Consider the following 24,655-nt stretch of genomic DNA (forward strand, 5'->3'; position numbering starts at 1 on the left):
ATAAATGAGAATTCAAACCTCCTTAATTTAAATTTATTAGCAGTAAAAAATTACCCTATAATTTATTTAGAATGTCTAATTACAATTTATCGTTTTCAATTGATGTGTTAAACTATAAGATGAATCGGAAAAAAAATTTACCTTTGTAACAGAAATTCGCCCCAGAATTTACCTGAAATACTTTTTTTAAATCTAACTAATGCTATGAATAATGGATGCTGCAAAAAAAAATCCACTACGCAATATTGTAGTAAATGATAATAATCTTCGGTTTATTAAATTTAAATTTAATGGTACTACACAAATTGGAGAATTACTCCTCAACGAAATAAAATCATTATATTACATTGAGAAAGCATTACTAATAGCTTTCCCTAAAATCATAAAGAACTCCTGTTCATTTGAACTTATTGAAGCTATAACCATTCACTTTGAAGAAACAAAAAATCATATTATTCGATTAGAAGATGCTTTTCTGTGTTCAAACGAAAACCCAATTTTACAAAGAAATCAATCTATTGAATGCCTAATTAATGAAATTGATACGATAATTGAGACTACAAAATTTGGTAGTGTTAGAGATGCCGGAATCGTACTTGCTTTAAGTAAAATAGAACATTATGAAATTGCAACCTACAATATCCTCTCTACTTATGCTGCTAGCATGAATGAAAATGCTATAGCTGAGCTACTCGCAGAATCTCTTAACGAAGAAAAGATAACCGAAATGCGTTTGAATAAAATAGCTGACACGTTAAAATTTTAAAAATTAAACAATAAATAATATAAATCATAGCCTATTTTGATAATTTGAATGTTTTTTTTAGATATTTGTCATTCATTTAAATAAAATATGAAAAAAATCACTTTACTAAGTTTACTATCTTTCGTCATTTTAAGTTGTGCTAGTCAAAAAAAGAATAGTACTATTGAAATCAGCAAATACATCAACACTATAACTGCTGATGAACTAAAAAAGCATTTGTATGTAGTAGCTTCTGATGAAATGGAAGGACGAGAAACGGGATCTAAAGGTCAAAAAAAAGCAGGTGAGTATTTAATTAATCATTACAAATCCAATCACATTCCTTTTCCTAAAGGAGCTAAAAATTATTACCAAAGCATTCCTGCAGCATACTTAAATGCTAAAAGAAATGAAAATTTACCCGATTCTGAAAATATTTGGGCTTTTATTGAAGGCTCTGAAAAACCAAATGAAATAGTAGTAATTTCCGCTCATTATGACCATGTAGGAATAATCAATAACGAAATATATAATGGCGCTGATGATGACGGTTCAGGAACTGTTGCTTTACTAGAAATTGCTCAAGCATTTGCCCAAGCAAAAAAAGAAGGTCATGGTCCAAAACGCTCTATATTAATTCTCCACTTTACTGGAGAGGAACATGGCCTGCACGGTTCTCGGTTTTATTCAGAAAATCCTTTATTTCCTCTGGCTAATACTGTCGCCGACGTAAATATTGACATGATTGGTCGCCGAGATGAAACTCATAAAGATTCTAACAACTATGTATATATTATTGGTTCCGATTATCTATCGAGTGATTTATATACAATTTGCGAGCAAATAAATAACAAATATTTTAATCTAAATTTAGATTATACATACAACGAAAGAAGTGATCCTAATCGTTTCTATTACCGTTCTGATCATTACAATTTTGCAAAAAATGGAATTCCTTCAGTTTTCTTTTTTAACGGAACCCATGAAGATTATCATAAAGCAACCGATGAAGTTGATAAAATAGAATTTGATGCTTTAGCAAAAAGAGCTCAATTAGCATTTGCTACGGCTTGGGAAATAGCCAACCGAGAAAATCGATTAGTTGTAGATAAAAACGGTAAATAAGATATATCTGAAAGAAAAAAATATAAAAACAAAAAAAGCTCCAAGTTTCCTCGAAGCTTTAACATTTTGGGTGGCTAACCGGGTTCGAACCGGCGACCTCCGGCACCACAAACCAGCGCTCTAACCAGCTGAGCTATAACCACCATTTTTAACGAGTGCAAATGTATTGTAAAAGTTTTATTTTACAAAGAAATATTTAAAAAAATTATATCAAATCCCCTAAACTATTGACGGCCAAATATCTCTCTACAGTAAAACCCTCTGCATAATCAACTCCAATTATTCTACCTAAATCTTTAGCTCTATAATTCAAACTTTCAAGGAAATTTTTTGAAGCAATCGGTGTTTCTGGTTCCTCTGAATTGGGATTATAAAATTGAGATGCATATGCCATAATAGCTTCTACTCTCTTTTCATTGAAACCCGTTATATCTACTACAAAATCGGGCAGTAAATTTTTCCATTGAATATAATGATAGGCTAATTTTGGTCTCCAAGCTTCTTGTTTTATTCCATTATATTGGGTTTCAATTTTCATTAAACCAGAGAGAAAGCAGGCGTCTGAAACTAATTTACTTCCCTTACCATGATCAATATGTCGGTCTTCAATAGCGTTGCACAAAACAATTTCTGGTTTGTATTTCCGAATCATTTTAATAACTGATAATTGGTGTTCTTCATCATTTGTGAAAAATCCGTCTCGCATATTCAAATTTTCTCGAATGGAGACTCCTAAAATTTTAGCAGCAGCATTTGCTTCTTGATCCCTAATTTCAGCTGACCCTCGAGTACCCAATTCGCCTCGAGTTAAATCTATAATTCCTACTTTTTTTCCTAATGCTACTTCTTTAGCAATTGTTCCAGCACAACCTAACTCCACATCGTCGGGATGGGCACCAAAAGCAAGTATGTCTAATTTCATATTTTTATTTTTTTATTAAAAAATCAAAATGATAAAGATAAATTTCTAAATTATTAAATCTAAAATCTTCTTAATTGTCACCGATTTATTTACCGTTTCTATCCATTCTTTTTCAGGAATACTATCCTTTGTAATTCCGCATCCAACAAAAACATGTGCTTTAGCTGTTGAAATCTTCAAGTTTGTTTCAATTTTTACACATCTCAAATTTACATATAAATCAGTACTCCGTTCTTGAGAACTAAAATCTTTATTTAGTTCTCCTAAATATCCAGAATAAAACTCTCTATTATAAGCTTCATTTTCTAAAATAAAATTCTTAGCATTGTAAGTTGGCAGCCCACAAACAGCAGGTGTTGGATGTAAAATTTCTAAAACCTCTTTTAAATTAGAATCCTTATTTAAAGTGCCTTTTATGTCCGTTTTAATATGAACAAGATTTCCAGCCTTTAAATTATATGATTCAGAAACAGTACAATTAGAAGAAACTGTTTTAACATTATCTAAAATAAAATTGGTAACCAATTGTTGCTCTTGTTGCTCTTTACTTCTCCAAACTATTTTTTCCGAATCTAAATATAACTGAGTTCCAGCTACAGCAGCGGTCTGAAAATTAATACCTTTTATTTGTAATAACTGCTCAGAAAATGCGCCCAACCACAACCCTACTTTTGGGTGAAAAAAACAATATGTAAAAGCCGATGGATATTCGTTTAGCAATCTTTGAAACAAAATCATTGTGTCTAAATGAGCAACTTCAACAACTTCTTTACGAGACAAAACTACTTTTGTTAATTCATCTGATTCAATACCTTTAATTCCCTTTTCAATAAGTTTTATAAACTTAATTTTAGCTTCAGCATCTTCTTTTTGATTAATATAAAAATCGGTTTCTATATTACTATTTATTTCAAAATAAGCAGTTTGAATTTCAGATTGATTTTCGGGAATAACAACCTTTTTTCCATCAAAAGGAGCAAAAACAAAACCAACTTCCTCAAAATTATCTATAAAATGTAAAGAATCGTTTTTCTGAAAAAGTCCAATTAACTGATTTGAATTGGGTTTATTGTACAATACAAAAGGTAAATCTACTTTTAATTGATGATTTGCTTTTTCTAAAATTGCAGTTAATGTTAAATTTTCAAGTGAATTCATTATACTTTTTTTCGAGGCAAAACCATATTGGTTAACTTACAAAGTGAAATCAAATTATTTTCCTCATCCGTAATTTTAATTTCCCATAAATGAATACTTCGTCCTTTATGAATAATCTTTGCAGTACCAATTACAAAACCCTCTTTTACAGCCTTCAGATGATTGGCTGATATTTCGATGCCTCGAATTTCACTGTCTTCATGATTTATAAACAACATCGATGCAGCGCTCCCTACACTTTCTGCCAAGGCAACACTAGCACCGCCATGTAACAAACCCATTGGCTGATGAATTCTTGAATTTACTGGCATCTTTGCCACAAGAAAATCTTCTCCAGCATCTATAAATTCAATTTCTAATGTTTCCATTAGTGTGTTTTTAGAAAACGCATTACATTGTGTAATGATTCTATCTTTATCAAAAGCCATGATTTAATTTTTATGTAAAAATAAGACATTAAGATTATACAAGAAAGAGAATAGAATTAAAGATGGTCTAAAAAAGACTAATTTTTAAAGTTTTGCGTTACAATTAAACAAATCATCAAATACCCCTAGTAAACATTTTTTACTATTTTTACCAAAATTCAAAAAGCAATGCGCAAATTTATTTATATCTTTTTAATCGGAATTGTAATTTTCATGAGTTCTTGCAGGAAAGACTTTGACACAGTTCCAAGTTCTGGAAATCTACAATTTTCTAAAAACACCGTTTATTTAGACACCGTTTTTACAGATATTGGCTCAAGTACTTATACTCTAAAAGTGTATAATCGCAGTAATAAAGACATAGCGATTCCAACCATAAAATTAAAAAAAACAAACTCGAAATACCGAATTATGGTTGACGGCATGACTGGTGAAGATAAGGATGGTAATGGCATTGGAGATGGAAAATTATTTAATAATGTTGAACTTTTAGCAAAAGATAGTTTGTATATTTTTATCGAAACTACTGCTAGCATAACTGATGCAAATCCTACTGATTTTTTATATACTGATGAAATTGAATTTGATACAGGTAGTAATTTACAAAAAGTAAATTTGGTAACTTTAATACAAGATGCAATTTTTTTATATCCACAAAAGTATGAAGATGGTACTAAAGAAAGTTTGCTTTTAGGTGTTGATGAAGATAATTTAGAAATACGAATTAATGGTTTCGAATTGAATGAGAATGATCCTATCAATGGAGATGAATTTCATTTTACTAATGAAAAGCCCTATGTAATTTATGGATATGCAGGAGTTCCTCAAGGCAAAATTTTAAAGATAGATGCTGGTGCTAGAGTATATTTTCATTCAGAATCTGGATTAATAATTCAGCCTAAAGCACAATTACGAATAAATGGAGCAGTGTCGCCAAATCCTGATAAACCTCAAGAAAATGAAGTGATTTTTGAAGGCGATCGCTTAGAGCCTGAATTTTCAGATACTCCTGGACAATGGGGAGTGGTTTGGCTCAGAGATGAAAGCACCTCTTTTGTTAATCATTTAACATTAAAAAATGCTTCGTTAGGATTTTTGATGCAAAAAAGCGACTTAAGAATAACCAATTCTCAAATATATAATTCTTCTAACTACGGAATTTTAGCAAGAACCTCAACGATTCTTGGAGAAAACCTTGTAATGAATTATGCTGGACAAGCAAGTCTTACTTGTACTATTGGTGGAGATTATAATTTTACCCATTGTACCTTCAATAATAACTGGAATAGTTCCAAACAATTGGCAGTTTACTTAAGTAATTTCGAGAAAAACGAAGATGAAAGTATCACAGTTTCAAATTTAGACCAGGCCACTTTCAACAATTGTATCATTTATGGCTCAAATAATGTCGAATTATTTTTAGACAAAGTAGACTCTGCTATTTTTAATTCATCATTCGAAAACTGTCTGATTAAGTTTAATGATACTGGAACAGGAATTGCAAAAAATGAAATTTATAATTTTATTAGAAATCAGGAATTTGGAAATATAAAAAACAAAGACCCTAAATTTTATAATATAAATCAGAATAAACTGAATATCGATGAAAATTCAGCTGCTTTCCAGAAAGGAAGCGCTTTATATCGAATTCCAACTGATATTTTGGGGATTTCAAGATCTTCAATTCCGGATATTGGTGCATTTCAAAGCGCTCCATTTCCAAAATAGTATGTTAAAAACTCTTTATAACTGTACATTGTAGATTGTGATTTTTTAGACTAAATTTGCCACAACAACACACTCGAGGTGCCCGAACTGTATGGAGCGCCGCGGAATAAAACTACTACACAATGATTCATTTCTTCGGAAACCAGACTAAAACGGTTTTTGCAGTACAAACGCAAGATCAACTTTCTACTGAAAATATTTCAAAACTCAACTGGCTTTTTGCCGACTCCAATAAAATTGAAAAATCCCTCTTGTTGGATTTTTTTGTTGGTCCACGTGCCACTATGATTACGCCATGGAGTACAAATGCGGTTGAAATTACCCAAAATATGGGGATTTCTGGAATCATTCGAATTGAAGAATTCCATAAAGTTACTGAAGATTTTACAGATTTCGACCCAATGCTTTCGCAAAAATATACCGAATTGAATCAAGATATTTTCACGATTCACATGCAACCTGAAGCGATTTTAAATATTGAAGATATCGCCGCTTATAATAAGTCCGAAGGATTGTCTTTGAGCGCCGAAGAAGTGGAATACTTGAATGATTTGGCCACCAAATTACAAAGAAAATTAACGGACTCGGAAATTTTTGCCTTCTCACAAGCCAATTCAGAACATTGTCGCCACAAGATTTTCAACGGTACTTTCATAATTGATGGCATAGAAAAAGAAACTTCTCTTTTTAAATTAATCAAAAAAACATCTCAGGAAAATCCTAACGATATCGTTTCGGCTTACAAAGACAACGTAGCTTTTGTAAAAGGACCAAGAGTACAACAATTTGCTCCTAAAACCGCCGACAAACCTGATTTTTACGAGATAAAAGTGTTTGATTCGGTCATTTCTTTAAAAGCAGAAACGCATAATTTCCCAACTACGGTAGAGCCTTTCAACGGAGCCGCTACAGGATCTGGTGGAGAAATTCGCGACCGTTTGGCAGGAGGACAAGGTTCTTTACCATTAGCGGGAACTGCCGTTTACATGACTTCTTATTCTCGTTTGGAAAACGATAGTCCCGATAACAATCGGGATTGGGAAAATGGCATGCAAGAACGAAAATGGTTGTATCAAACCCCAATGGACATCTTAATAAAAGCATCAAATGGAGCTTCGGATTTTGGAAATAAATTTGGACAACCTCTTATCACAGGATCAGTATTGACTTTCGAACACCAAGATTCCCCCTCCAACTCCCCCGAAGGAGAAGATCCAAAAACTCGCAAGTTGGGTTACGATAAAGTAATTATGCAGGCGGGTGGAATTGGTTACGGAAAATTAGATCAAGCCATAAAAAAGAAACCACAAGAAGGAGACAAAATTGTGATTCTTGGTGGAGAAAATTATAGAATAGGAATGGGTGGAGCGGCTGTTTCCTCAGCCGATACTGGTGCTTTTGGATCTGGTATTGAGTTGAATGCTATCCAACGTTCCAATCCAGAAATGCAAAAACGCGCTGCAAACGCCATTCGTGGTTTGGTAGAAAGCGACCATAATCCTATAGTTTCTATTCACGATCACGGAGCTGGTGGACACTTAAACTGTCTCTCAGAATTGGTTGAAGAAACGGGAGGATTAATCGATCTTGACAAACTACCTATTGGAGACCCTACCCTTTCGGCAAAAGAAATTATTGGTAATGAATCTCAAGAAAGAATGGGATTGGTTATTGGAAAAAAAGACATTGATTTACTTCAAAAAATTGCAGATCGGGAACGTTCTCCAATGTACCAAGTGGGGGACGTTACGGCCGATCATCGGTTTATATTTGAGTCTAAAACTACCGGTTTAAAACCAATGGATTATGCTTTGGAAGATTTCTTTGGAAGTTCGCCAAAAACCGTAATGACAGACAAAACCATCCATTACAATTATCCTGCATTAGAATATGATTTAAAAAATATTTCTACTTATTTAGAACAAGTATTACAGCTGGAAGCTGTAGCTTGTAAAGACTGGTTGACCAACAAAGTCGATCGATGTGTAGGTGGAAAAGTAGCCAAACAACAATGTGCAGGGCCTTTGCAATTGCCCTTGAACAATTGTGGAGTTGTTGCCTTGGATTATTTAGGAAAAGAAGGAATTGCCACCTCAATTGGGCACTCTCCTATCGCTTCTTTAATTAATCCTATTGCAGGAACAAGAACCGCTATTGCCGAATCCTTATCGAATATCGTTTGGGCTCCAATCAAAAATGGAATCAAGGGAATTTCATTGTCAGCCAACTGGATGTGGGCCTGTAAAAATGAAGGAGAAGATGCTCGTTTATATGCTGCGGTTGAAGCTTGTTCTGAATTTGCAATCGAATTGGGTATCAACATTCCAACAGGAAAAGATTCCCTTTCCATGAAACAAAGATATCCAAATGACGAAGTAATTGCACCGGGAACGGTGATTATTTCGGCTGGAGGAAATTGTATCGATATTAGAAAAGTAGTGGAACCTGTTTTGAGATCCCAAAGCAATGGGAAGACAGTTGGTTCTATTTATTATATTAATTTGTCTCAAGACGATTTCAAATTAGGAGGTTCCTCTTTTGCACAAACTTTGAATTCCATAGGAAACGAAGCGTCAACTATTAAAGATGCCACTTTCTTTAAAAATGCATTCAACACGATTCAAGAATTGATTTTAAATAATCAAATTTTGGCTGGTCACGATATCGGAAGCGGTGGTTTGATTACCACTTTATTGGAAATGTGTTTCGCTGATGTAAATTTGGGAGCGAAAATTGATTTCTCTGTTTTCGAAGAAAAGGATTTAGTAAAAATCCTTTTTGCTGAAAACATTGGAATTGTATTCCAAGCCAATTCAGACGAAATAGTTGAAGCTAAATTAAAAGAGAATCAAATTGAGTTTTTTAAACTTGGTGAAGTTACCGATAAAGGTACTTTAGACCTTGGACTTTCGACTTTCGACATAAAAAAACACAGAGACATTTGGTTTAAAACCTCTTTCTTATTAGATCAAAAACAAGCCAAAAATGGAACGGCTCAAGCACGGTTCGACAATTATGGAAGCCAAGCTTTAAACTATACTTTTCCAACACATTTTACAGGTAAAGCCCCCGTTAACGACAATTCAAAACCAAGACCAAAAGCGGCCGTCATTCGTGAAAAAGGAAGTAATTCCGAACGTGAAATGGCCAATGCAATGTACTTAGCAGGATTTGACGTAAAAGATGTTCACATGACCGATTTGATTTCGGGACGTGAAAATCTAGAAGACATTCAGTTTATTGGAGCCGTTGGAGGATTTTCCAATTCGGACGTTTTAGGTTCTGCTAAGGGATGGGCTGGAGCATTCAAATACAACGAAAAAGCAAACACAGCATTAAAAAACTTCTTCAAAAGAGAGGATACTTTATCGGTTGGAATTTGCAACGGTTGTCAATTGTTTATGGAATTGGAAGTAATCAATCCAGAGCACAAAGTTCACGGAAAAATGCTTCATAACGAAAGTAATAAACACGAAAGTATATTTACGTCGGTAACCGTTCAAAAAAACAATTCGGTGATGTTATCTACTTTAGCGGGAAGTACACTTGGAGTTTGGGTATCGCATGGTGAAGGAAAATTCCATTTACCAATGGGAGAAGAAAACTACAACATCGTTGGGAAATATGGTTATGATAGTTATCCAGCCAATCCAAATGGTTCCGACTATAATACGGCAATGTTATGTGACACAACAGGTCGCCACTTGGTGATGATGCCGCACATTGAGCGCTCTACTTTCCAATGGAACTGGGCTCATTATCCAAAAGACAGAAACGATGAAGTTTCGCCTTGGCACGAGGGTTTTATGAATGCCAGATTGTGGATTGAGAATGTTTAAGAAAATGATAGGAGATTTCATTTTAATTTTAGAAATTTTATAAAAATAAAATACTTCTCATACTATTCAAAATTTATATATTTGAAATAAAAATATATAAATCATGAAATTAAAAAACACAATACTAATTGCATTGCTATTTTTTGCTTCAAAAAATTTCGCTCAAAACGCATTCACTTCAATAGAAACTAGTGATGGAATACATTATATAACTCCAAATATTGACTACCCAATTACAGGGACTTATTACTTTGAAGGTGCAGAACCTATTGTAGAATTGAATGCAAATGGTATGGGAATTTATCAATTACACGAACAGCCAAAAAGAGAAATGGTTTGGGGAATAGAATGTGATGAAAATGGAGCTCCGATGTATATAAAAGGATATGATAGTGCTGCTTATTCCCTTTGGTATCAATATACTTCAAGCACAGAAAATGATGCTTTTGAAGGTTGGAAAAAAGTGCCTTTTTCCATTCACTTTAATACTTTAAAAATGTACATTCAAGGAGAACGAATGAAAGACTATTCTGAAACAGCTGAAAAATAATATTCATGAAAAAACTCATTCAAGAAGAATGAGTTTTTTTACTTTAAATCCAATTATTTGTTTTCCGCAGCCAATTGCTTTCTCGATTTATACCCTTTCAAATATTCACCTTTTGGTTTTCCATCATCAAAAGAGCTCCATTTTATAAGAGTTCTAACTCCCTTTCTGGCATCTTCATTACTAAAATTTTCATATTCAATTCTGTAAATTGCCGAATACATTTCGGCTCTACCAGTCCCATGATAACAATGTATTAGTACTGGATAATTGGCTTTGTCGTCCATGATTTTTGTAAAAATTTCAATATTTTTATGGGTAGGAACTTGATCTGAAGGATTGCTATAGTAATTTAAACCTTTAATCTTAGCTACTGCAGCTTTTTCGGCAGCCAGTTCTCCTGGTGCTTCTGGATTTAAAATTAAATCATTGGTGCCTGGCATCCTTAAATCTACAATAGATTTTATATTATACTTTTTTACATAACTCTCAATTTCATCTGGCGGAATAACTCCTGATTTATATACTTTTCCGTCAGTTATTGTCTCAAAATTGTGGTTAATGTTCATAACATATACTTCTTTTCCAACAAAAAATAAAACTACTGCAAGTATTAAAAACCAAATTATTCTTTTATTCTTTTTCATTCTTTTTTTAATTTTAATTAAATCAAAGTTATTATTGAATTTTAATTTTTATAATTCTATTAATTAAAAGCACATTTATTTTTGTAAACTTAAATATTTAATGACAATAACCATTATTATTAATAAATATTGTGAGAGAAGCTATTATTAATTAATTTGCAATAAAATTACTGTAAAAAATGAATACTATAACAAGACTATTTGATTTTCCTTATTATCAACTTGAGCATTATCCTCTTCAAGATGCTCTAGTTACTAAGTATAATGGCTTGTGGATAAAGACTTCTACGCAAGAATATATTGATAATGCCAATACCATTTCACGTGCTTTATTGCTAATGGGAGTCAACAAAAATGATAAAATTGCTATTATATCAAGTAACAATAGAACGGAGTGGCATATAATGGATGTTGGGATTCTTCAAACTGGTGCTCAAAATGTGCCAATATATCCAACAATTTCTGAAAATGATTATGAATATATTTTAAATCATTCTGAGGCCATTTATTGTTTTGTTTCTGATATTGAAGTTTTGACTAAACTTAATGCTATAAAAAACAATGTTCCCAACCTTAAAGAAGTATACTCTTTTAATGAAATTATTGGTTGTAAAAACTGGAATGAATTACTTATTTTGGGCAAAGACTCCTCTAACCAAGAAGAAGTTGAAAATAGAAAAAGGAATGTAAAACCCCAGGAGTTAGCTACTATAATTTACACCTCTGGAACTACTGGAAAACCAAAAGGGGTTATGCTTTCTCACAATAATATAGTTTCAAATGTTTTAGATTCTTCTGATAGAATTCCTTTTGCAGCTGGAGAAAGCCGCGCTTTAAGTTTTTTACCTATTTGCCATATCTATGAACGAATGGTTACCTATATATATCAATTTATGGGTTGCTCAATTTATTTTGGCGAATCTATAGAAAAAATTTCTGACAATATAAAAGAAGTACAGCCTACAGTAATGACAGGTGTTCCTCGATTAATTGAAAAAGTTTATGATAAAATAATTGCAAAAGGATCTGAACTTAAAGGAATTAAGAAAAAACTATTCTTTTGGGCTGTAGAACTAGGTTTGCGATATGAACCAAATGGAGGTAACGGATTTTGGTATAATTTACAGCTAAAACTAGCTAGAAAATTAATTTTTAGCAAATGGAAAGCTGGACTTGGAGGAAAATTAAACTTGATTGTTAATGGAAGTGCCGCTTTGCAACCCAGATTGGCTCGAATATTTGCTGCTGCTGAAATTCCTGTTATGGAAGGCTACGGTTTGACTGAAACTTCACCTGTAATTTCAGTAAATGATCAAAGAAATAACGGATTTAAAATAGGAACTGCTGGGCGAATTATAAAAAATGTCGAAATTAAAATTGCTCCTGATGGTGAAATTCTGTGCAAAGGACCTAACGTCATGTTGGGTTACTATAAGGACGAAAAACTTACAAATGAAGTTATAATTGATGGCTATTTTCATACTGGCGACATTGGAGAAGTTGACAATGATAATTTTCTAAAAATTACCGATAGAAAAAAAGAAATGTTCAAAACAAGTGGTGGTAAATATATTGCACCTCAATTGCTTGAAAATGCAATGAAACAATCGCACTTTATAGAACAAATTATGGTTATTGGAGATGGACAAAAAATGCCCGCTGCATTTATTCAGCCAAGCTTCGATTATATTAGAGAGTGGGCAAAACTTAACAATATTACAATTGGAAATTCTAATGAAGAAATAATTCAAAATCAGGAAGTAATTAAGCGCATTCAACAAGAAGTTGATACAATCAATGAAAAATTTGGTAATTGGGAAAAAATAAAACGATTCGAATTAACTGCCGATTTATGGACAGTTCCTGCAGGACACCTCACTCCAACTATGAAATTAAAACGTAAAGTGGTAATGGAAAAATATATCAATTTGTTTCATAAAATTTACGATGTTTCTTAATTATCATAAATAATTAACCTAAATTATAAAAAGCCAATATTTAATTTCTAACAAAATTTGACTAAAAACAGAAATCATTTTAATTTTGAGAAATGAAACTATATAATTCTCATTATTAACAATTTAAAATATAAATAGTTAATAATTTTAACAAATGTTCGAACAATAGCTTTATTTTTTTAATACTTTTATTGGATTAACCAATTAAATTTAAAAAATTATGAATGTAAAAAATTTTTTAGTTTCAGGTAGTGTTGGTGGATTTATTGACTTTTTATTAGGATGGCTGTTCTACGGAATCCTTTTTAAAGACCAATTTCCTCCAAGTGAGAATATGAATATGCTCTTTATATTTTTAGGATGTATGACTTTTGGGTTTCTAGTGTCATACATATTTAACAAATGGGCAGGAATATCTAATCTGATGTCTGGTATAAAAGCAGGAGCCATACTGGGTTTATTTATAGGCTTCTACAGCAATTTCTTCATGAATGCTATGCAGGCAGCTCCTAACTATCAAAATATGGGACTTGATATTGTGATAACTATTGCATCATCTGCCATAGTTAGTGGTACTATTGCTTTTGTGATTGGAAAATTAAAATAAGACAAGTCATACTAATTTAAAAAAAACCAAGCAATTTCTTGCTTGGTTTTTTTAATTATTAAGGCTTTCCCGCCTTCTGGCTTATTCACTAAAACAGTTTACTAAACTATTTTTAAGTTCTACCCTATTTTACTTCTTCATATTCAACATCTTGAACATTGTCACCTTGAGCTTCACCTTGTTGTTGTGGCTCTTGAGCTTGACCTTGTTCTCCTTGCGCATACATGGCCTCTGTAGCGGTTTTCCATGCAGAGTTAATATTGTCTAAAGCTTTTTGAATAGCTGGAATGTCTTGAGATTGGTGAGCCATTCTCAATTCAGTCAACGCGTACTCGATAGCTACTTTGTTATCATCAGTCAATTTATCTCCAAGTTCTTTCAATTGAGATTCAGTTTGGAAAATCATTCCATCTGCTTCATTCAATTTTTCAGCTCTTTCTCTTGCAATTTTGTCAGCATCAGCGTTAGCTTCAGCATCTTTTTTCATTCTTTCAATTTCTTCAGCAGTTAATCCAGAAGAAGCTTCGATACGAATATCGTGAGATTTACCAGTTCCTTTATCAGTTGCCGAAACTTTGATGATACCATTAGCATCAATATCAAAAGTTACTTCAATTTGAGGAACCCCTCTAGGTGCTGGTGGAATGCCATCTAAATGGAAACGACCAATTGTTTTGTTGTCAGCAGCCATTGCTCTAGCTCCTTGCAATACGTGGATTTCAACTGTTGGTTGAGAATCTGCAGCAGTAGAGAAAACTTGAGATTTTTTAGTTGGTATAGTAGTGTTAGACTCAATTAATGTAGTCATAACTCCACCCATAGTTTCGATACCTAAAGATAAAGGAGTAACGTCAAGTAACAATACATCTTTTACATCTCCAGAAAGAACTCCACCTTGAATCGCTGCTCCAATAGCAACAACCTCATCAGGATTAACTCCTTTAGATGCTTTTTTACCAAAGAATTTTTCAACTTCGTCAACAATTCTTGGCATACGAGTAGACCCACCAACCAAAATTATTTCGTCGATATCTGAAGTTGATAAACCAGCATCTTTCAATGCTTTAGCAACTGGTGCCATAGAACGTTTTACTAATGCATCAGTTAATTGTTCAAATTTAGCTCTAGTCAATTTTTTAACCAAGTGTTTTGGTCCCGAAGCCGTGGCAGTTACGTATGGTAAGTTAATTTCAGTTTCAGTAGAGGAGGACAATTCAATTTTTGCTTTCTCAGCAGCTTCTTTCAAACGTTGCAAAGACATTGGATCTAAACGCAAGTCAATACCTTCCTCAGTTAAAAATTCAGTAGCCAACCAGTCAATAATTTCGTGGTCAAAATCATCACCACCAAGGTGAGTATCACCATTAGTAGACAATACTTCAAAAACTCCGTCTCCTAATTCAAGAACAGAAATATCAAATGTACCTCCACCTAAATCGTAAACAGCAATTTTTTGATCTTTACCTTTTTTATCCAAACCGTAAGCCAAAGCTGCAGCTGTAGGTTCGTTGATAATACGCATTACTTTAAGACCTGCAATTTCACCAGCTTCTTTTGTAGCTTGACGTTGTGCATCATTAAAGTAAGCAGGAACAGTAATAACTGCTTCCGTAACTGTTTGACCTAAATAGTCTTCAGCAGTTTTTTTCATTTTTTGAAGTGTCATAGCTGACAATTCTTGAGCAGAATACAAACGACCATCAATATCCACTCGAGGTGTGTTATTGTCTCCTTTTACAACTTTATAGGATACTCTTTTTGCTTCAGCAGTAATTTCGCCAAAAGAATGACCCATAAATCGTTTAATAGAAGCAATTGTTTTGGTAGGATTTGTTACTGCTTGTCTTTTAGCAGGATCCCCTACTTTAATTTCTCCACCTTCAACAAATGCAATGATAGATGGTGTTGTTCTTTTTCCTTCTGCGTTAGGGATAACAACTGCTTCGTTACCTTCCATTACAGAGACACAAGAGTTTGTCGTACCTAAATCAATTCCGATTATTTTACCCATTTTTATTATATTTAATTTTATTGTATACTTATTTTTAACAACTCAAAAACGATAAGTCAATCTTTATGCCAATATAAAAAACGCAATAAATTGTCAGTTAGTGTTTAAATGAACTTGAAAAATATGACATGTTGACATTTTATTTTAATTTTAGTAAATTAAAATCTAATAAAAAAACGGTCTCTATATTCTAGAAACCGTTATCAATTAAATTTTTAAAATAATAAACTACTCTTTTGTAAAGGGTATCTTGTTCCCATTGGATAAAATCATATCCATTCCTGTTTTACTTTGATTAAAAATAAATTGAACCCCTGCTTGCTTAGATTCGAAAGTGTCTATAGCTGTATTTTCTAAACCAAACGGCGGATAATCAGTAATTGTGGCATTTAATACTCCATTCTCTTCAGAAAAAATAATTTTTACTGGCGCCATTTTATTAGAATATGTTCCTAGATAGCCATCCAATATAATGTCTTTTTCAATTATGCCTTTTCCTGATTTCCATATATTATTCTCTTCATTACTGTCAGGAAAAACATGATCGGGATCTAGTATAATGCTTTCAATTTCCTCAGTAGAATTGTGTTTAAATGACCATGACTTATTTCTCTGCCAAATTTCAACAGGCAATTTAACTCTTGTAGTTATACCACTTACTGTTTTAATATCTAAAATTACAGGCATAGGCATTTTTTCGAAATTTTCTATAGATATTATTGCGCCTAATTTTGGATCATTTTTTATATATTTTACCCCATTAATCCCTTGATCTAAGCGCCAGTTATTGATAAACCAACTTCTCCAAAACCAATTTAAATCTTCACCTGAAACATTCTCAATTGTTCTAAAAAAATCATCAGGTGTTGGATGTTTGTATGCCCAACGTGATATATAAGTCCTAAATGCAAAATCAAATCGTTCTTCTCCTAAAACTTGTTCTCTCAGCATAACCAGTCCTGATGAAGGTTTACTGTAGGCTAAAAGTCCTAAATTAACTTCTTTTAATCCATCTGGCGCGGTCATTATTGGCTCAATGTCATGATTTGTATATGGCTCTGACATTTGATGCAAATCTATCGCTGGGATTTTATATTCGCCTTTATTAAAATCAACACTGCTTAATGAATTGATGAAAGTATTAAAGCCTTCGTCCATCCAAGCAAATAATCTTTCATTTGAACCTACAATCATTGGAAACCAACAATGCCCAAATTCGTGATCCGTAACGCCCCATAAATCAGCTCCTTTTGATTCCCAACCGCAAAAAACAATTCCTGGGTATTCCATACCGCCTTCATTTCCAGCGACATTTGTCGCTGCTGGATAAGGATATTCAAACCAACGTTTTGAATAATTTTCAATAGTAGCTTTGGTGTATTCTGTAGATCTTCCCCAAGCAGCATTTCCATCGCATTCAACCGGATATGCAGATATTGCCATCGATTTTTTTCCGCTAGGTAAATTAATTCTAGACGCATCTACAATAAATGAAGCAGAAGATGCCCATGAAACATCTCTAGCATTTTTCATTTTGAAATGCCAATTTAAAGTAGCTTTATTAACCGGTCTTGATGAGGGATTTGTTACTTCATCGGCAGAGCGAATAACAACTGTTTTATCACTTTTTGAAGCCATTTCCCAACGTTTTTGTTGTTCTACAGTATACACTTCTGTAGGATTAACTAACTCGCCTGAACAAACAACTATATGACTGGATGGAGCATTGATTTTAACATCAAAATCACCATATTCTAAATAAAATTCACCTGCTCCTATGTAAGGAAGAGAATTCCATCCTTTAACATCATCATAGACACACATTCTTGGATACCATTGAGCAATTGTAAAAATCTTACCATTTTTAGTATCTAAAACACCTGTTCTATCAGAACCGTATATTGGAGATATGTAAGAGAATTCTATTTTTAGTTTTATCATTCCTCCATTAGCATTTAATTCTTGAGGAAGAATGATTTGCAATCTAGTATCTATTATAGAAAATTTAGCAGCTAATTCTGAGACCTTTCCTTTACTTGTAGAGATGATTTTTACCGATTTAATTTTATGACCACCATCAAAAATCTGACCTTTAGCTCCGTTTCTACTTCCTGTAACAGGAATGACAGCATTTCCGCGAGAGTCCGATTTGAATAAGTTTTGATCCAAATTCATCCATAAAAAAGATAATTTATCAGGACTATTATTGGTATACGTTACAATTTCAGAACCTATGATTTCACTGTTTTTATCATTTAAGCTAGCCGTTAATTGATAATCGGCTCTATTCTGCCAATATTTTGACCCTGGCTGACCACTCGCTGACCTAGTTTCAGTACCATTTTTTGTATAAAAAAGTGGTGCAAAAGCATCATGATAATCATAGTTAGAAACTGATGGACTTTGTTGACCAAATACATTTGATATTGTTAATACAAGAGTCATTAATAAAATGACTTTACTAAAGGTTAATCTCATTGACATACTATTAAATTTTATATACTTAGAATCACTTTTCTTGCAAAAGTTACACAAACTAAACACTTTTTATTAAATAAAAAATAAAAAATTCATACATTTAGCTAAATATTAAGTTTTAAAATAATAAACTTTAAAAAACCAAAATAAAAAAAGCCAACTCAATGGTTGGCTTTTATATTGTATTAATAAAATTAAACAGATCTAAAAATTCTATTTATAGGAATTGCGAAGCCTTGTTTGAGAACAACAGTATTATCTGTTACTGCCCAGACTGTAGTTTCTACAACTTTCTTTGATTGATTGTCTTCGAAGAAGATTTTAATTTTTGAATGCTCTAGATTTCCTAGAGCTTGAGCGCGATTTAATTCATTTTTACGTTGATAAATAGCTTCATTATCATTTAGAACATCTGAATTGGGGAACTTGAGAGACTGAATATTTTCTTTCTCTACGATTTCAAAATAAGTAATCATAACGGTTAAGTTTTAGTTAATAAATAGCATTTGGGTATGTGAAAGTAATAAAATATATTTACAAAACAAATAAAAAGTCATAAATTTTTAAATTATTATGAAAACAACTCTTAAAAATTTACATTCAACAGTAGAAATTAATCATAAAGGTGCTGAATTAGTATCTTTTAAAAACAAATTGAATACAGAGTATATCTGGGAAGGAAATCCTGAATTTTGGGGAAAACATTCTCCTATTTTATTTCCTATTGTTGGTACTTTAAAAAATAATTCTTTTGTATATAACGATACTACTTATAACTTATTGCGACATGGTTTTGCTAGAGATGTTAATTTTCAGTTAATTAGTCAAACAAATGAAGAAGCTGTTTTCTCGCTTTTGGCTAATGAAGAAACCTTAAAAGTATATCCATTTCTATTTGAATTACAACTTAAATACACTTTAATTGAGAATGAGTTGCAAATAGCCTATACCATTTTTAATAGAGACAATGTCATATTACCATTTTCTATAGGTGCCCACCCTGCATTTGCATTACCAAAAGATTTTGAAAACTATGCTTTGGCTTTTGATGAAACTGAAAATTTGATAAGTTATCAACTTGAAAACGATTTGATTTCAGATGTTACTTTAGAACACGAGACGAAAGAAAACATATTACCACTTACCTACTCTTTATTTGAGCAGGATGCTTTGATTTTTAAAAATTTAAAATCTAAAAAAATTACAATTTTAGAAAATGATATTCCATTTCTTCGTGTTACATACGATGATTTTGCACATTTAGGAATTTGGACTAAAAATAATGCTCCGTTTATTTGTATAGAACCATGGTTAGGGTATTCTGACACCATTTATTCTAACGGGAATATTTTAGAAAAAGAAGCTATTCAATTTGTTGAACCTAAAGAAACATTTGTCTGCACATTTATTATTGAAATTTTATAAAAATTATAAGATTAAAATTTTCAATTATTTTATAATTTAGGTAGCGTTTTGATATACAATTCTTCCACTTTCTTTCGAGCCCAATCGGTTTTTCTTAAAAAAGTCAAACTTGATTTAACACTTGGATTTTCTGTAAAACATTTAATTTTTATCAATTCACCTAAAGTATGAAAGCCATAAAAACCAACTAGTCTTTCTACAATTAATTGAAGCGATATTCCATGAAGTGGATTTTTATTTTTTGAACTTTCCATTGCACAAATTTAAATTAATTTTATTTGTCTTTCGTACATTTGTTGTTACATTTGCCATCCTATGTTAAAAACTATCAATATATTAAATAAAAGAGCCCGTTTCGATTATGAAATTATCGAAACCTTTACTGCTGGAATTGTTTTGGCTGGAACGGAAATAAAATCAATCCGACTCGGTAAAGCAAATATCACTGAAAGTTTCTGTGAGTTTAACGGAACTGAACTCTTTGCTATAAATACTTATATTGAAGAATATGCTTTTGGAAACCAGTTTAACCATAAATCAAGGAGCGAACGCAAACTTTTACTTAACAAAAGAGAATTAAAAAATTTAGCGAGAAGTGTTCAGGCAAAAGGATTAACCATTGTTCCTTTAAAATTATTTACTAATGAAAAAGGAATGGCTAAACTAGAAATTGGTCTATGTAAAGGGAAAAAAACTTATGATAAACGTGAGTCATTAAAAGAACAAGACACAAAACGTGATTTAGATAGAATAAAGAAATCTTTCTAGAAAGTTATTAATATTAATTAAGCTACAATCCAAAATTAGAATTGTAGCTTATTTGTATAAAAAAACAAAAAAATTATCTGCTTTTCAAATAATCCAATACATTTTTTTCAATTCGTTCATTGATATTAGAAATATCAGCTTTAACAAATTTTTCTCCTAGAATATTTTCATACAATTCAATATATCTATGTGAAACCGTTTCAATATATTCGTCGGTCATATTAGGAATTTGCTGTCCTGTTAGTCCTTGAAACCCATTTTCAATTAACCAGCGTCTAACGAATTCTTTAGATAATTGTTTTTGCTCTTCTCCCCTATTTTGTCGGTCTTGATAACCTTCTAAATAGAAATAACGAGAGGAGTCTGGTGTGTGAATTTCGTCAATTAATACAATTTTACCGTCTTTAGTTTTTCCAAACTCATATTTTGTATCCACTAAAATCAATCCTCGACTAGCCGCAATTTCAGTCCCTCTTTGAAACAAAGCTCTAGTATATTGTTCTAAAACCAAATAGTCTTCATCTGTAACAATTCCTTTAGATAAAATAGCCTCTCGTGAAATATCGGCATCGTGTTCGCCATTGTCGGCTTTTGTGGTTGGTGTGATAATAGGTTCTGGAAACTTATCATTCTCCTTTAATCCTTCAGCCATAGTAACACCACATATTTGTCTTTTTCCAAGTGCATATTCACGAGCTGCATGACCAGAAAGATAGCCCCGAATTACCATTTCGACTTTAAATGGTTCACATAAATAGCCTACAGCCACATTTGGATCGGGAGCAGCTATTAACCAATTCGGTACAATATCTTGGGTTAATTCCATGAACTTAGTAGCAATTTGATTCAGTATTTGTCCTTTGTACGGAATTCCTTTTGGCAAAACCACATCAAATGCAGAGAGCCTATCAGTTGCTACCATAACTAGTAAATCGTCATTAATAGTGTAAACTTCTCTAACTTTGCCTCGATAAACTGATTTTTGACCTGGAAAATTAAAATTAGTAGTAATAATAGTGTTGCTCATTATTGTAGTTGTACGTTGCAGTTTAAGTTTACAAATATAATTAAAAATCAGTGATTTTTCTATGGAAAAAGTGACATAAAGAAGGTATGGAATTTTAGTAAAGATTCTTCTATATCAGTAATCTATTTTAAATCAAAATAAGATTTTAATAAAAATTAAATTGTCTATCATTTTTAAAATATATTTGTTAATTCATAGTATTACAGACTTTCTCAAAAAGATGAAAAAAATTCTTCTCTCAATCTTTATTTTAACTTTTATTTTATTAGTTGTATTTAACTACCGAATTCCTTTTTTAAAACAAAACGGTGGTCCATGGTCTATTGGTTTTGGTGAATCAAATACTTTTCCAGAGAATATTTCAGTAGAAAAAAATGGAAAATATCCTTTAGAACAACTTAAAATTTTTGATGATAATACTAAGTTTTTAGCCGACCCATTCTTTTTGAAAGTAAAAGATACTTTTTATTTGTTTTTTGAACATAAAAAAATAGAAAATCATGCCGAAATTGGATTACTAACTTCTACCGATGGGAAAAATTATAAATACAGAGGAACCGCTTTGAAAGAAAAGTTCCATCTGTCCTATCCACAGGTGTTTGAATACCAAAAAAACTATTATATGATTCCTGAAAGTCAAGGTTCTAATCATGTTTTGTTGTATAAAGCCAGTCGCTTCCCTTTTGGATGGAAAGTTTGCGATACTTTACTAAAAAACATTAAGCTAAAGGATCCAACTATATATATTTCAGATACTTTAAACATTATGTTGGCTACCGATGACAAGCTAACAATGTACATGTATCAAGCAGATTCTCTTTTTGGAAAATGGAAATTACACAAGAAATCAAAAGTAATTATGGGAAGTGAATCAAGATGTGGTGGAAGAATATTTGCAAATAAAAAGGGATTAATCGTACCGATTCAAAATTCTAGTAATGGTTATGGATTTGGTGTGTCTTTATATAATTTGACTTTTAAAAACGGCGATTATACTATAAAAAGAGTAAAACCATTCTTTCTAAAAAGACACAAAAACATAAAAGAATTTAATGCAGGAATGCATCAACTCGATATTCAACGAATAGACAACAAATATTATTGTGTCTACGATGGAAATCGTTTAGTAAATGCTGAAAAAAAAATAAATATTAAAGGATCTCTAAAAATGAATTATTATGATGTAAAAAATTGGCTTTATCAAAATTTAAATTAATACTAATAAATTAAATTACTTGTAAGTTCCATTTAAATCACTAATAATAACTTTAAATTTACTTTTTGAATTCATTTAATACTTAATTTTTAATTGATTTAGAGTAAAGACTTTAATCATGATTTTCAATCTGCTTATAAGCATCAATTACTTTTTTAACCAATCGGTGGCGAACAATATCTTTGTCGTCTAGATATACAATGCCTATTCCTTCTACATCTTTCAAAACCAAAATAGCCTCTTTAAGTCCAGAAATAGTCCTTCTGGGCAAATCGACCTGACCAGGGTCTCCTGTAATCATAAACTTAGCGCTTTTTCCCATACGAGTCAAAAACATTTTCATTTGCGAGTGAGTTGTGTTTTGAGCTTCATCTAAAATAACAAAAGCATGATCTAAAGTCCTACCACGCATAAATGCCAATGGTGCAATTTGTATAATACCTTTTAGAATGTAATCTTCTAATTTTTCATTAGGCAACATATCGCGAAGTGCATCGTACAAGGGTTGCATATAAGGATCTAACTTTTCTTTCATATCGCCTGGAAGAAAACCAAGATTCTCTCCAGCTTCAACTGCAGGACGAGTTAGAATGATTCTTTTAACTTGTTTCTCCTTCAATGCTTTTACTGCCATTGCAACACCAGTGTAGGTTTTTCCTGTACCCGCTGGCCCTACTGCAAAAAGCATATCGTTTTTGTTCATCATGTCTACCAACAATTGTTGGTTTGGTGTCATGGCTTTAATGATTTTTCCGCCAACACCGTGAACTAAAATTTTATCATGATTAAAAGCTTTACGCTCTTCTTGTAAATCACTTTGGATAACACGCTCAATAACATTATCATCTATATTATTATATCGTGTAAAATGAAGCATGAGTCGGTTGAAGCGGTTTTCGAATTCATCTAAGACTTCTTTTTCTCCAAAAGCCTTTATAGTTGTACCACGAGCAACAATCTTTAACTTTGGATAGTATTTTTTAATGGTTTCAAGATGAGTGTCTTGAGCACCCCAAAAATCGTTTGGAGCGATGTCTATGAGCTCGATAGTTCTTTCGTTCAAATGGAGTAGTATTTAATTAAAAAATAATCACTGATAATTATTAGCTTTGCATTTCTCAAATTTAGTAAAATTTAAGTTTACGTTGCACCAATAGTTATAAACAAAATTATGTCAATAATTACCCTTACGACCGATTATGGATTAAAAGATCATTTTGTAGGTGCTTTAAAAGGGAAAATTTTATCTGAATACCCTGAGGCAACAATTGTAGATATTTCGCATGATATTGACCCCTTTAACACAGCAGAAGCCAGTTATATGATAAGCGCATCCTATAAAAGTTTCCCTAAAGGAACCATTCATTTAATTGGTGTTGATGCTGAATTGAATAAAGAAAATCAGCATTTAGCTATTGAATGGAACGAACATTTTTTTATTTGTGCCGATAACGGAATTCTTAGTATGCTCATTCAAAACATCGTTCCTAAAAAAATGGTTGCCATCAACATTCACGATAGATTGCCAGTTGATGCAACTGATTTGGACGTTTTTGTAACTGTTGCTACACACATCGCTAGAGGAGGTTTGCTAAATGTTATTGGTAAAGAAATTTCTTCTATCAAACAAGCAACAGAATTGCAAGCTCTTGTTAGTGATGACAGAAACTCCATAAAAGGTTATGTAATTTATATTGATCATTTTGGAAATGTGGTAACCAATATCTCTAAAAAATTATTTTTAGAAATTGCAAAAGGTCGACCTTATGAAATTCCGATGATCCAAAGACGAAATCAAAAAGTATCAAGTCCAATAAAAAACATTTGGGCCAAGTATTCGGATATTGCAAATGCCAGAAATTATGAAGTTAAGAATTATGAAGGCGATAAATTAGCCATTTTTAACGAAGCCGGTTTTCTAGAAATTGCTATTTTTAGAAGTAATCCTTTGTCTGTTGGAAGTGCCTCCAGCCTTTTAGGGTTAGGCTATCGAGATACTATTATTATTAATTTTTTGTAAAAGATA

21 protein-coding genes and 1 tRNA gene are annotated in these 24,655 nt (G+C 32.2%); 11 read left to right on the forward strand and 11 right to left on the reverse strand.

The annotated features are described in order from the left end of the window. Positions 1–211: 211 nt before the first annotated feature. Positions 212–766: a DUF892 family protein gene (locus F6464_RS02795; protein ID WP_151106220.1), complete on the forward strand. Its 555-nt coding sequence runs from the start codon at positions 212–214 to the stop codon at positions 764–766. An 87-nt stretch (positions 767–853) separates the two neighbouring features. After that, on the forward strand, positions 854–1,870 hold the full coding sequence (locus tag F6464_RS02800; RefSeq protein WP_151106221.1) for a M28 family metallopeptidase: 1,017 nt from the start codon (positions 854–856) through the stop codon (positions 1,868–1,870). Between the two features lie 69 nt (positions 1,871–1,939). Here F6464_RS02800 and F6464_RS02805 read toward each other — a convergent pair. From F6464_RS02805 to F6464_RS02820, 4 genes are all read right to left on the reverse strand, one after another. Next, positions 1,940–2,013: transfer RNA gene (locus tag F6464_RS02805), tRNA-His, on the reverse strand. Positions 2,014–2,075: 62 nt separating this feature from the next. Next, the gene (gene bshB1, locus F6464_RS02810) at positions 2,076–2,792 is read right to left on the reverse strand and encodes a bacillithiol biosynthesis deacetylase BshB1 (protein WP_151106222.1); all 717 of its coding nucleotides are present in this window, start codon (positions 2,790–2,792) and stop codon (positions 2,076–2,078) included. Between the two features lie 45 nt (positions 2,793–2,837). Further along, positions 2,838–3,950 carry a chorismate-binding protein gene (locus F6464_RS02815; RefSeq protein WP_151106223.1) on the reverse strand — a complete coding sequence of 371 codons (1,113 nt, stop codon included), beginning with the start codon at positions 3,948–3,950 and terminating at the stop codon, positions 2,838–2,840. Beyond that, on the reverse strand, positions 3,950–4,378 hold the full coding sequence (locus tag F6464_RS02820; RefSeq protein WP_151106224.1) for a PaaI family thioesterase: 429 nt from the start codon (positions 4,376–4,378) through the stop codon (positions 3,950–3,952). Before F6464_RS02820 ends, F6464_RS02815 begins: the two co-directional genes overlap by 1 nt. Before the next feature lie 168 nt (positions 4,379–4,546). Between F6464_RS02820 and F6464_RS02825 the strand changes: the two genes are divergently transcribed. From F6464_RS02825 to F6464_RS02835, 3 genes are all read left to right on the forward strand, one after another. Then, positions 4,547–6,106 (forward strand): right-handed parallel beta-helix repeat-containing protein, encoded by a 1,560-nt coding sequence (locus tag F6464_RS02825; protein WP_151106225.1) that lies wholly within the window; start codon positions 4,547–4,549, stop codon positions 6,104–6,106. A gap of 122 nt (positions 6,107–6,228) precedes the next feature. Next, positions 6,229–9,945: a phosphoribosylformylglycinamidine synthase gene (purL, locus tag F6464_RS02830; protein ID WP_151106226.1), complete on the forward strand. Its 3,717-nt coding sequence runs from the start codon at positions 6,229–6,231 to the stop codon at positions 9,943–9,945. Between the two features lie 103 nt (positions 9,946–10,048). Beyond that, a complete protein-coding gene (locus F6464_RS02835) occupies positions 10,049–10,495 on the forward strand; it encodes a hypothetical protein (RefSeq protein WP_151106227.1) in 447 nt (148 codons plus the stop codon). 53 nt (positions 10,496–10,548) lie between these two features. Here F6464_RS02835 and F6464_RS02840 read toward each other — a convergent pair whose 3' ends face one another. Beyond that, positions 10,549–11,139 (reverse strand): dual specificity protein phosphatase family protein, encoded by a 591-nt coding sequence (locus F6464_RS02840; protein ID WP_151106228.1) that lies wholly within the window; start codon positions 11,137–11,139, stop codon positions 10,549–10,551. A 179-nt stretch (positions 11,140–11,318) separates the two neighbouring features. On the opposite strand from F6464_RS02840, the gene F6464_RS02845 reads away from it, so the two are divergent. Both F6464_RS02845 and F6464_RS02850 read left to right on the forward strand, forming a co-directional pair. Beyond that, positions 11,319–13,097, forward strand: a complete 1,779-nt coding sequence (locus F6464_RS02845) for an AMP-dependent synthetase/ligase (protein WP_151106229.1) — start codon at positions 11,319–11,321, stop codon at positions 13,095–13,097. A 220-nt stretch (positions 13,098–13,317) separates the two neighbouring features. Beyond that, complete coding sequence (locus F6464_RS02850) at positions 13,318–13,704, forward strand: hypothetical protein (RefSeq protein WP_151106230.1); 387 nt, start codon at positions 13,318–13,320, stop codon at positions 13,702–13,704. 124 nt (positions 13,705–13,828) lie between these two features. On the opposite strand, the gene dnaK is transcribed toward F6464_RS02850, so the two are convergent. From dnaK to F6464_RS02865, 3 genes are all read right to left on the reverse strand, one after another. Beyond that, the gene (dnaK, locus tag F6464_RS02855) at positions 13,829–15,715 is read right to left on the reverse strand and encodes a molecular chaperone DnaK (protein ID WP_151106231.1); all 1,887 of its coding nucleotides are present in this window, start codon (positions 15,713–15,715) and stop codon (positions 13,829–13,831) included. A 228-nt stretch (positions 15,716–15,943) separates the two neighbouring features. Next, positions 15,944–18,193 carry a M1 family metallopeptidase gene (locus tag F6464_RS02860; protein WP_151106486.1) on the reverse strand — a complete coding sequence of 750 codons (2,250 nt, stop codon included), beginning with the start codon at positions 18,191–18,193 and terminating at the stop codon, positions 15,944–15,946. Positions 18,194–18,387: 194 nt separating this feature from the next. Next, entirely contained in the window at positions 18,388–18,669 is a 282-nt protein-coding gene (locus tag F6464_RS02865; RefSeq protein ID WP_151106232.1) for a hypothetical protein, read from the reverse strand. Between the two features lie 97 nt (positions 18,670–18,766). Here F6464_RS02865 and F6464_RS02870 point away from each other — a divergent pair, with 97 nt between their 5' ends. Beyond that, on the forward strand, positions 18,767–19,618 hold the full coding sequence (locus F6464_RS02870; RefSeq protein WP_151106233.1) for an aldose 1-epimerase family protein: 852 nt from the start codon (positions 18,767–18,769) through the stop codon (positions 19,616–19,618). A 29-nt stretch (positions 19,619–19,647) separates the two neighbouring features. Here the strand turns inward: F6464_RS02870 and F6464_RS02875 are convergent, their stop codons facing one another. After that, the gene (locus tag F6464_RS02875; RefSeq protein WP_151106234.1) at positions 19,648–19,872 is read right to left on the reverse strand and encodes a VF530 family protein; all 225 of its coding nucleotides are present in this window, start codon (positions 19,870–19,872) and stop codon (positions 19,648–19,650) included. Positions 19,873–19,933: 61 nt separating this feature from the next. Between F6464_RS02875 and smpB the strand changes: the two genes are divergently transcribed. Then, on the forward strand, positions 19,934–20,386 hold the full coding sequence (smpB, locus tag F6464_RS02880) for an SsrA-binding protein SmpB (protein ID WP_151106235.1): 453 nt from the start codon (positions 19,934–19,936) through the stop codon (positions 20,384–20,386). 73 nt (positions 20,387–20,459) lie between these two features. Here the strand turns inward: smpB and F6464_RS02885 are convergent, their stop codons facing one another. Beyond that, positions 20,460–21,413, reverse strand: a complete 954-nt coding sequence (locus F6464_RS02885) for a phosphoribosylaminoimidazolesuccinocarboxamide synthase (RefSeq protein ID WP_151106236.1) — start codon at positions 21,411–21,413, stop codon at positions 20,460–20,462. 220 nt (positions 21,414–21,633) lie between these two features. Between F6464_RS02885 and F6464_RS02890 the strand changes: the two genes are divergently transcribed. Beyond that, entirely contained in the window at positions 21,634–22,629 is a 996-nt protein-coding gene (locus tag F6464_RS02890) for a glucosamine inositolphosphorylceramide transferase family protein (RefSeq protein WP_151106237.1), read from the forward strand. 112 nt (positions 22,630–22,741) lie between these two features. On the opposite strand, the gene F6464_RS02895 is transcribed toward F6464_RS02890, so the two are convergent. Next, complete coding sequence (locus tag F6464_RS02895; protein WP_151106238.1) at positions 22,742–23,692, reverse strand: PhoH family protein; 951 nt, start codon at positions 23,690–23,692, stop codon at positions 22,742–22,744. Positions 23,693–23,800: 108 nt separating this feature from the next. Here F6464_RS02895 and F6464_RS02900 point away from each other — a divergent pair, with 108 nt between their 5' ends. After that, on the forward strand, positions 23,801–24,649 hold the full coding sequence (locus F6464_RS02900; RefSeq protein WP_151106239.1) for an SAM hydrolase/SAM-dependent halogenase family protein: 849 nt from the start codon (positions 23,801–23,803) through the stop codon (positions 24,647–24,649). Positions 24,650–24,655 lie beyond the last annotated feature (6 nt).

Source organism: Flavobacterium luteum (genome assembly GCF_008806775.1).
GTDB classification, from domain to species: domain Bacteria; phylum Bacteroidota; class Bacteroidia; order Flavobacteriales; family Flavobacteriaceae; genus Flavobacterium; species Flavobacterium luteum.

Bases quoted from the DNA above. Each gene is read 5' to 3' on its own strand.
- F6464_RS02870 (WP_151106233.1), top strand. From the start codon at position 18,767: ATGAAAACAACTCTTAAAAATTTACATTCAACAGTAGAAATTAATCAT.
- F6464_RS02825 (WP_151106225.1), top strand. From the start codon at position 4,547: ATGCGCAAATTTATTTATATCTTTTTAATCGGAATTGTAATTTTCATG.
- F6464_RS02890 (WP_151106237.1), top strand. From the start codon at position 21,634: ATGAAAAAAATTCTTCTCTCAATCTTTATTTTAACTTTTATTTTATTA.
- F6464_RS02815 (WP_151106223.1), bottom strand. From the start codon at position 3,950: ATGAATTCACTTGAAAATTTAACATTAACTGCAATTTTAGAAAAAGCA.
- purL (WP_151106226.1), top strand. From the start codon at position 6,229: ATGATTCATTTCTTCGGAAACCAGACTAAAACGGTTTTTGCAGTACAA.
- F6464_RS02865 (WP_151106232.1), bottom strand. From the start codon at position 18,669: ATGATTACTTATTTTGAAATCGTAGAGAAAGAAAATATTCAGTCTCTC.
- F6464_RS02840 (WP_151106228.1), bottom strand. From the start codon at position 11,139: ATGAAAAAGAATAAAAGAATAATTTGGTTTTTAATACTTGCAGTAGTT.
- smpB (WP_151106235.1), top strand. From the start codon at position 19,934: ATGTTAAAAACTATCAATATATTAAATAAAAGAGCCCGTTTCGATTAT.
- bshB1 (WP_151106222.1), bottom strand. From the start codon at position 2,792: ATGAAATTAGACATACTTGCTTTTGGTGCCCATCCCGACGATGTGGAG.
- F6464_RS02820 (WP_151106224.1), bottom strand. From the start codon at position 4,378: ATGGCTTTTGATAAAGATAGAATCATTACACAATGTAATGCGTTTTCT.
- F6464_RS02845 (WP_151106229.1), top strand. From the start codon at position 11,319: ATGAATACTATAACAAGACTATTTGATTTTCCTTATTATCAACTTGAG.
- F6464_RS02860 (WP_151106486.1), bottom strand. From the start codon at position 18,193: ATGAGATTAACCTTTAGTAAAGTCATTTTATTAATGACTCTTGTATTA.
- F6464_RS02900 (WP_151106239.1), top strand. From the start codon at position 23,801: ATGTCAATAATTACCCTTACGACCGATTATGGATTAAAAGATCATTTT.
- F6464_RS02835 (WP_151106227.1), top strand. From the start codon at position 10,049: ATGAAATTAAAAAACACAATACTAATTGCATTGCTATTTTTTGCTTCA.
- F6464_RS02800 (WP_151106221.1), top strand. From the start codon at position 854: ATGAAAAAAATCACTTTACTAAGTTTACTATCTTTCGTCATTTTAAGT.
- F6464_RS02875 (WP_151106234.1), bottom strand. From the start codon at position 19,872: ATGGAAAGTTCAAAAAATAAAAATCCACTTCATGGAATATCGCTTCAA.
- F6464_RS02885 (WP_151106236.1), bottom strand. From the start codon at position 21,413: ATGAGCAACACTATTATTACTACTAATTTTAATTTTCCAGGTCAAAAA.
- dnaK (WP_151106231.1), bottom strand. From the start codon at position 15,715: ATGGGTAAAATAATCGGAATTGATTTAGGTACGACAAACTCTTGTGTC.
- F6464_RS02850 (WP_151106230.1), top strand. From the start codon at position 13,318: ATGAATGTAAAAAATTTTTTAGTTTCAGGTAGTGTTGGTGGATTTATT.
- F6464_RS02795 (WP_151106220.1), top strand. From the start codon at position 212: ATGGATGCTGCAAAAAAAAATCCACTACGCAATATTGTAGTAAATGAT.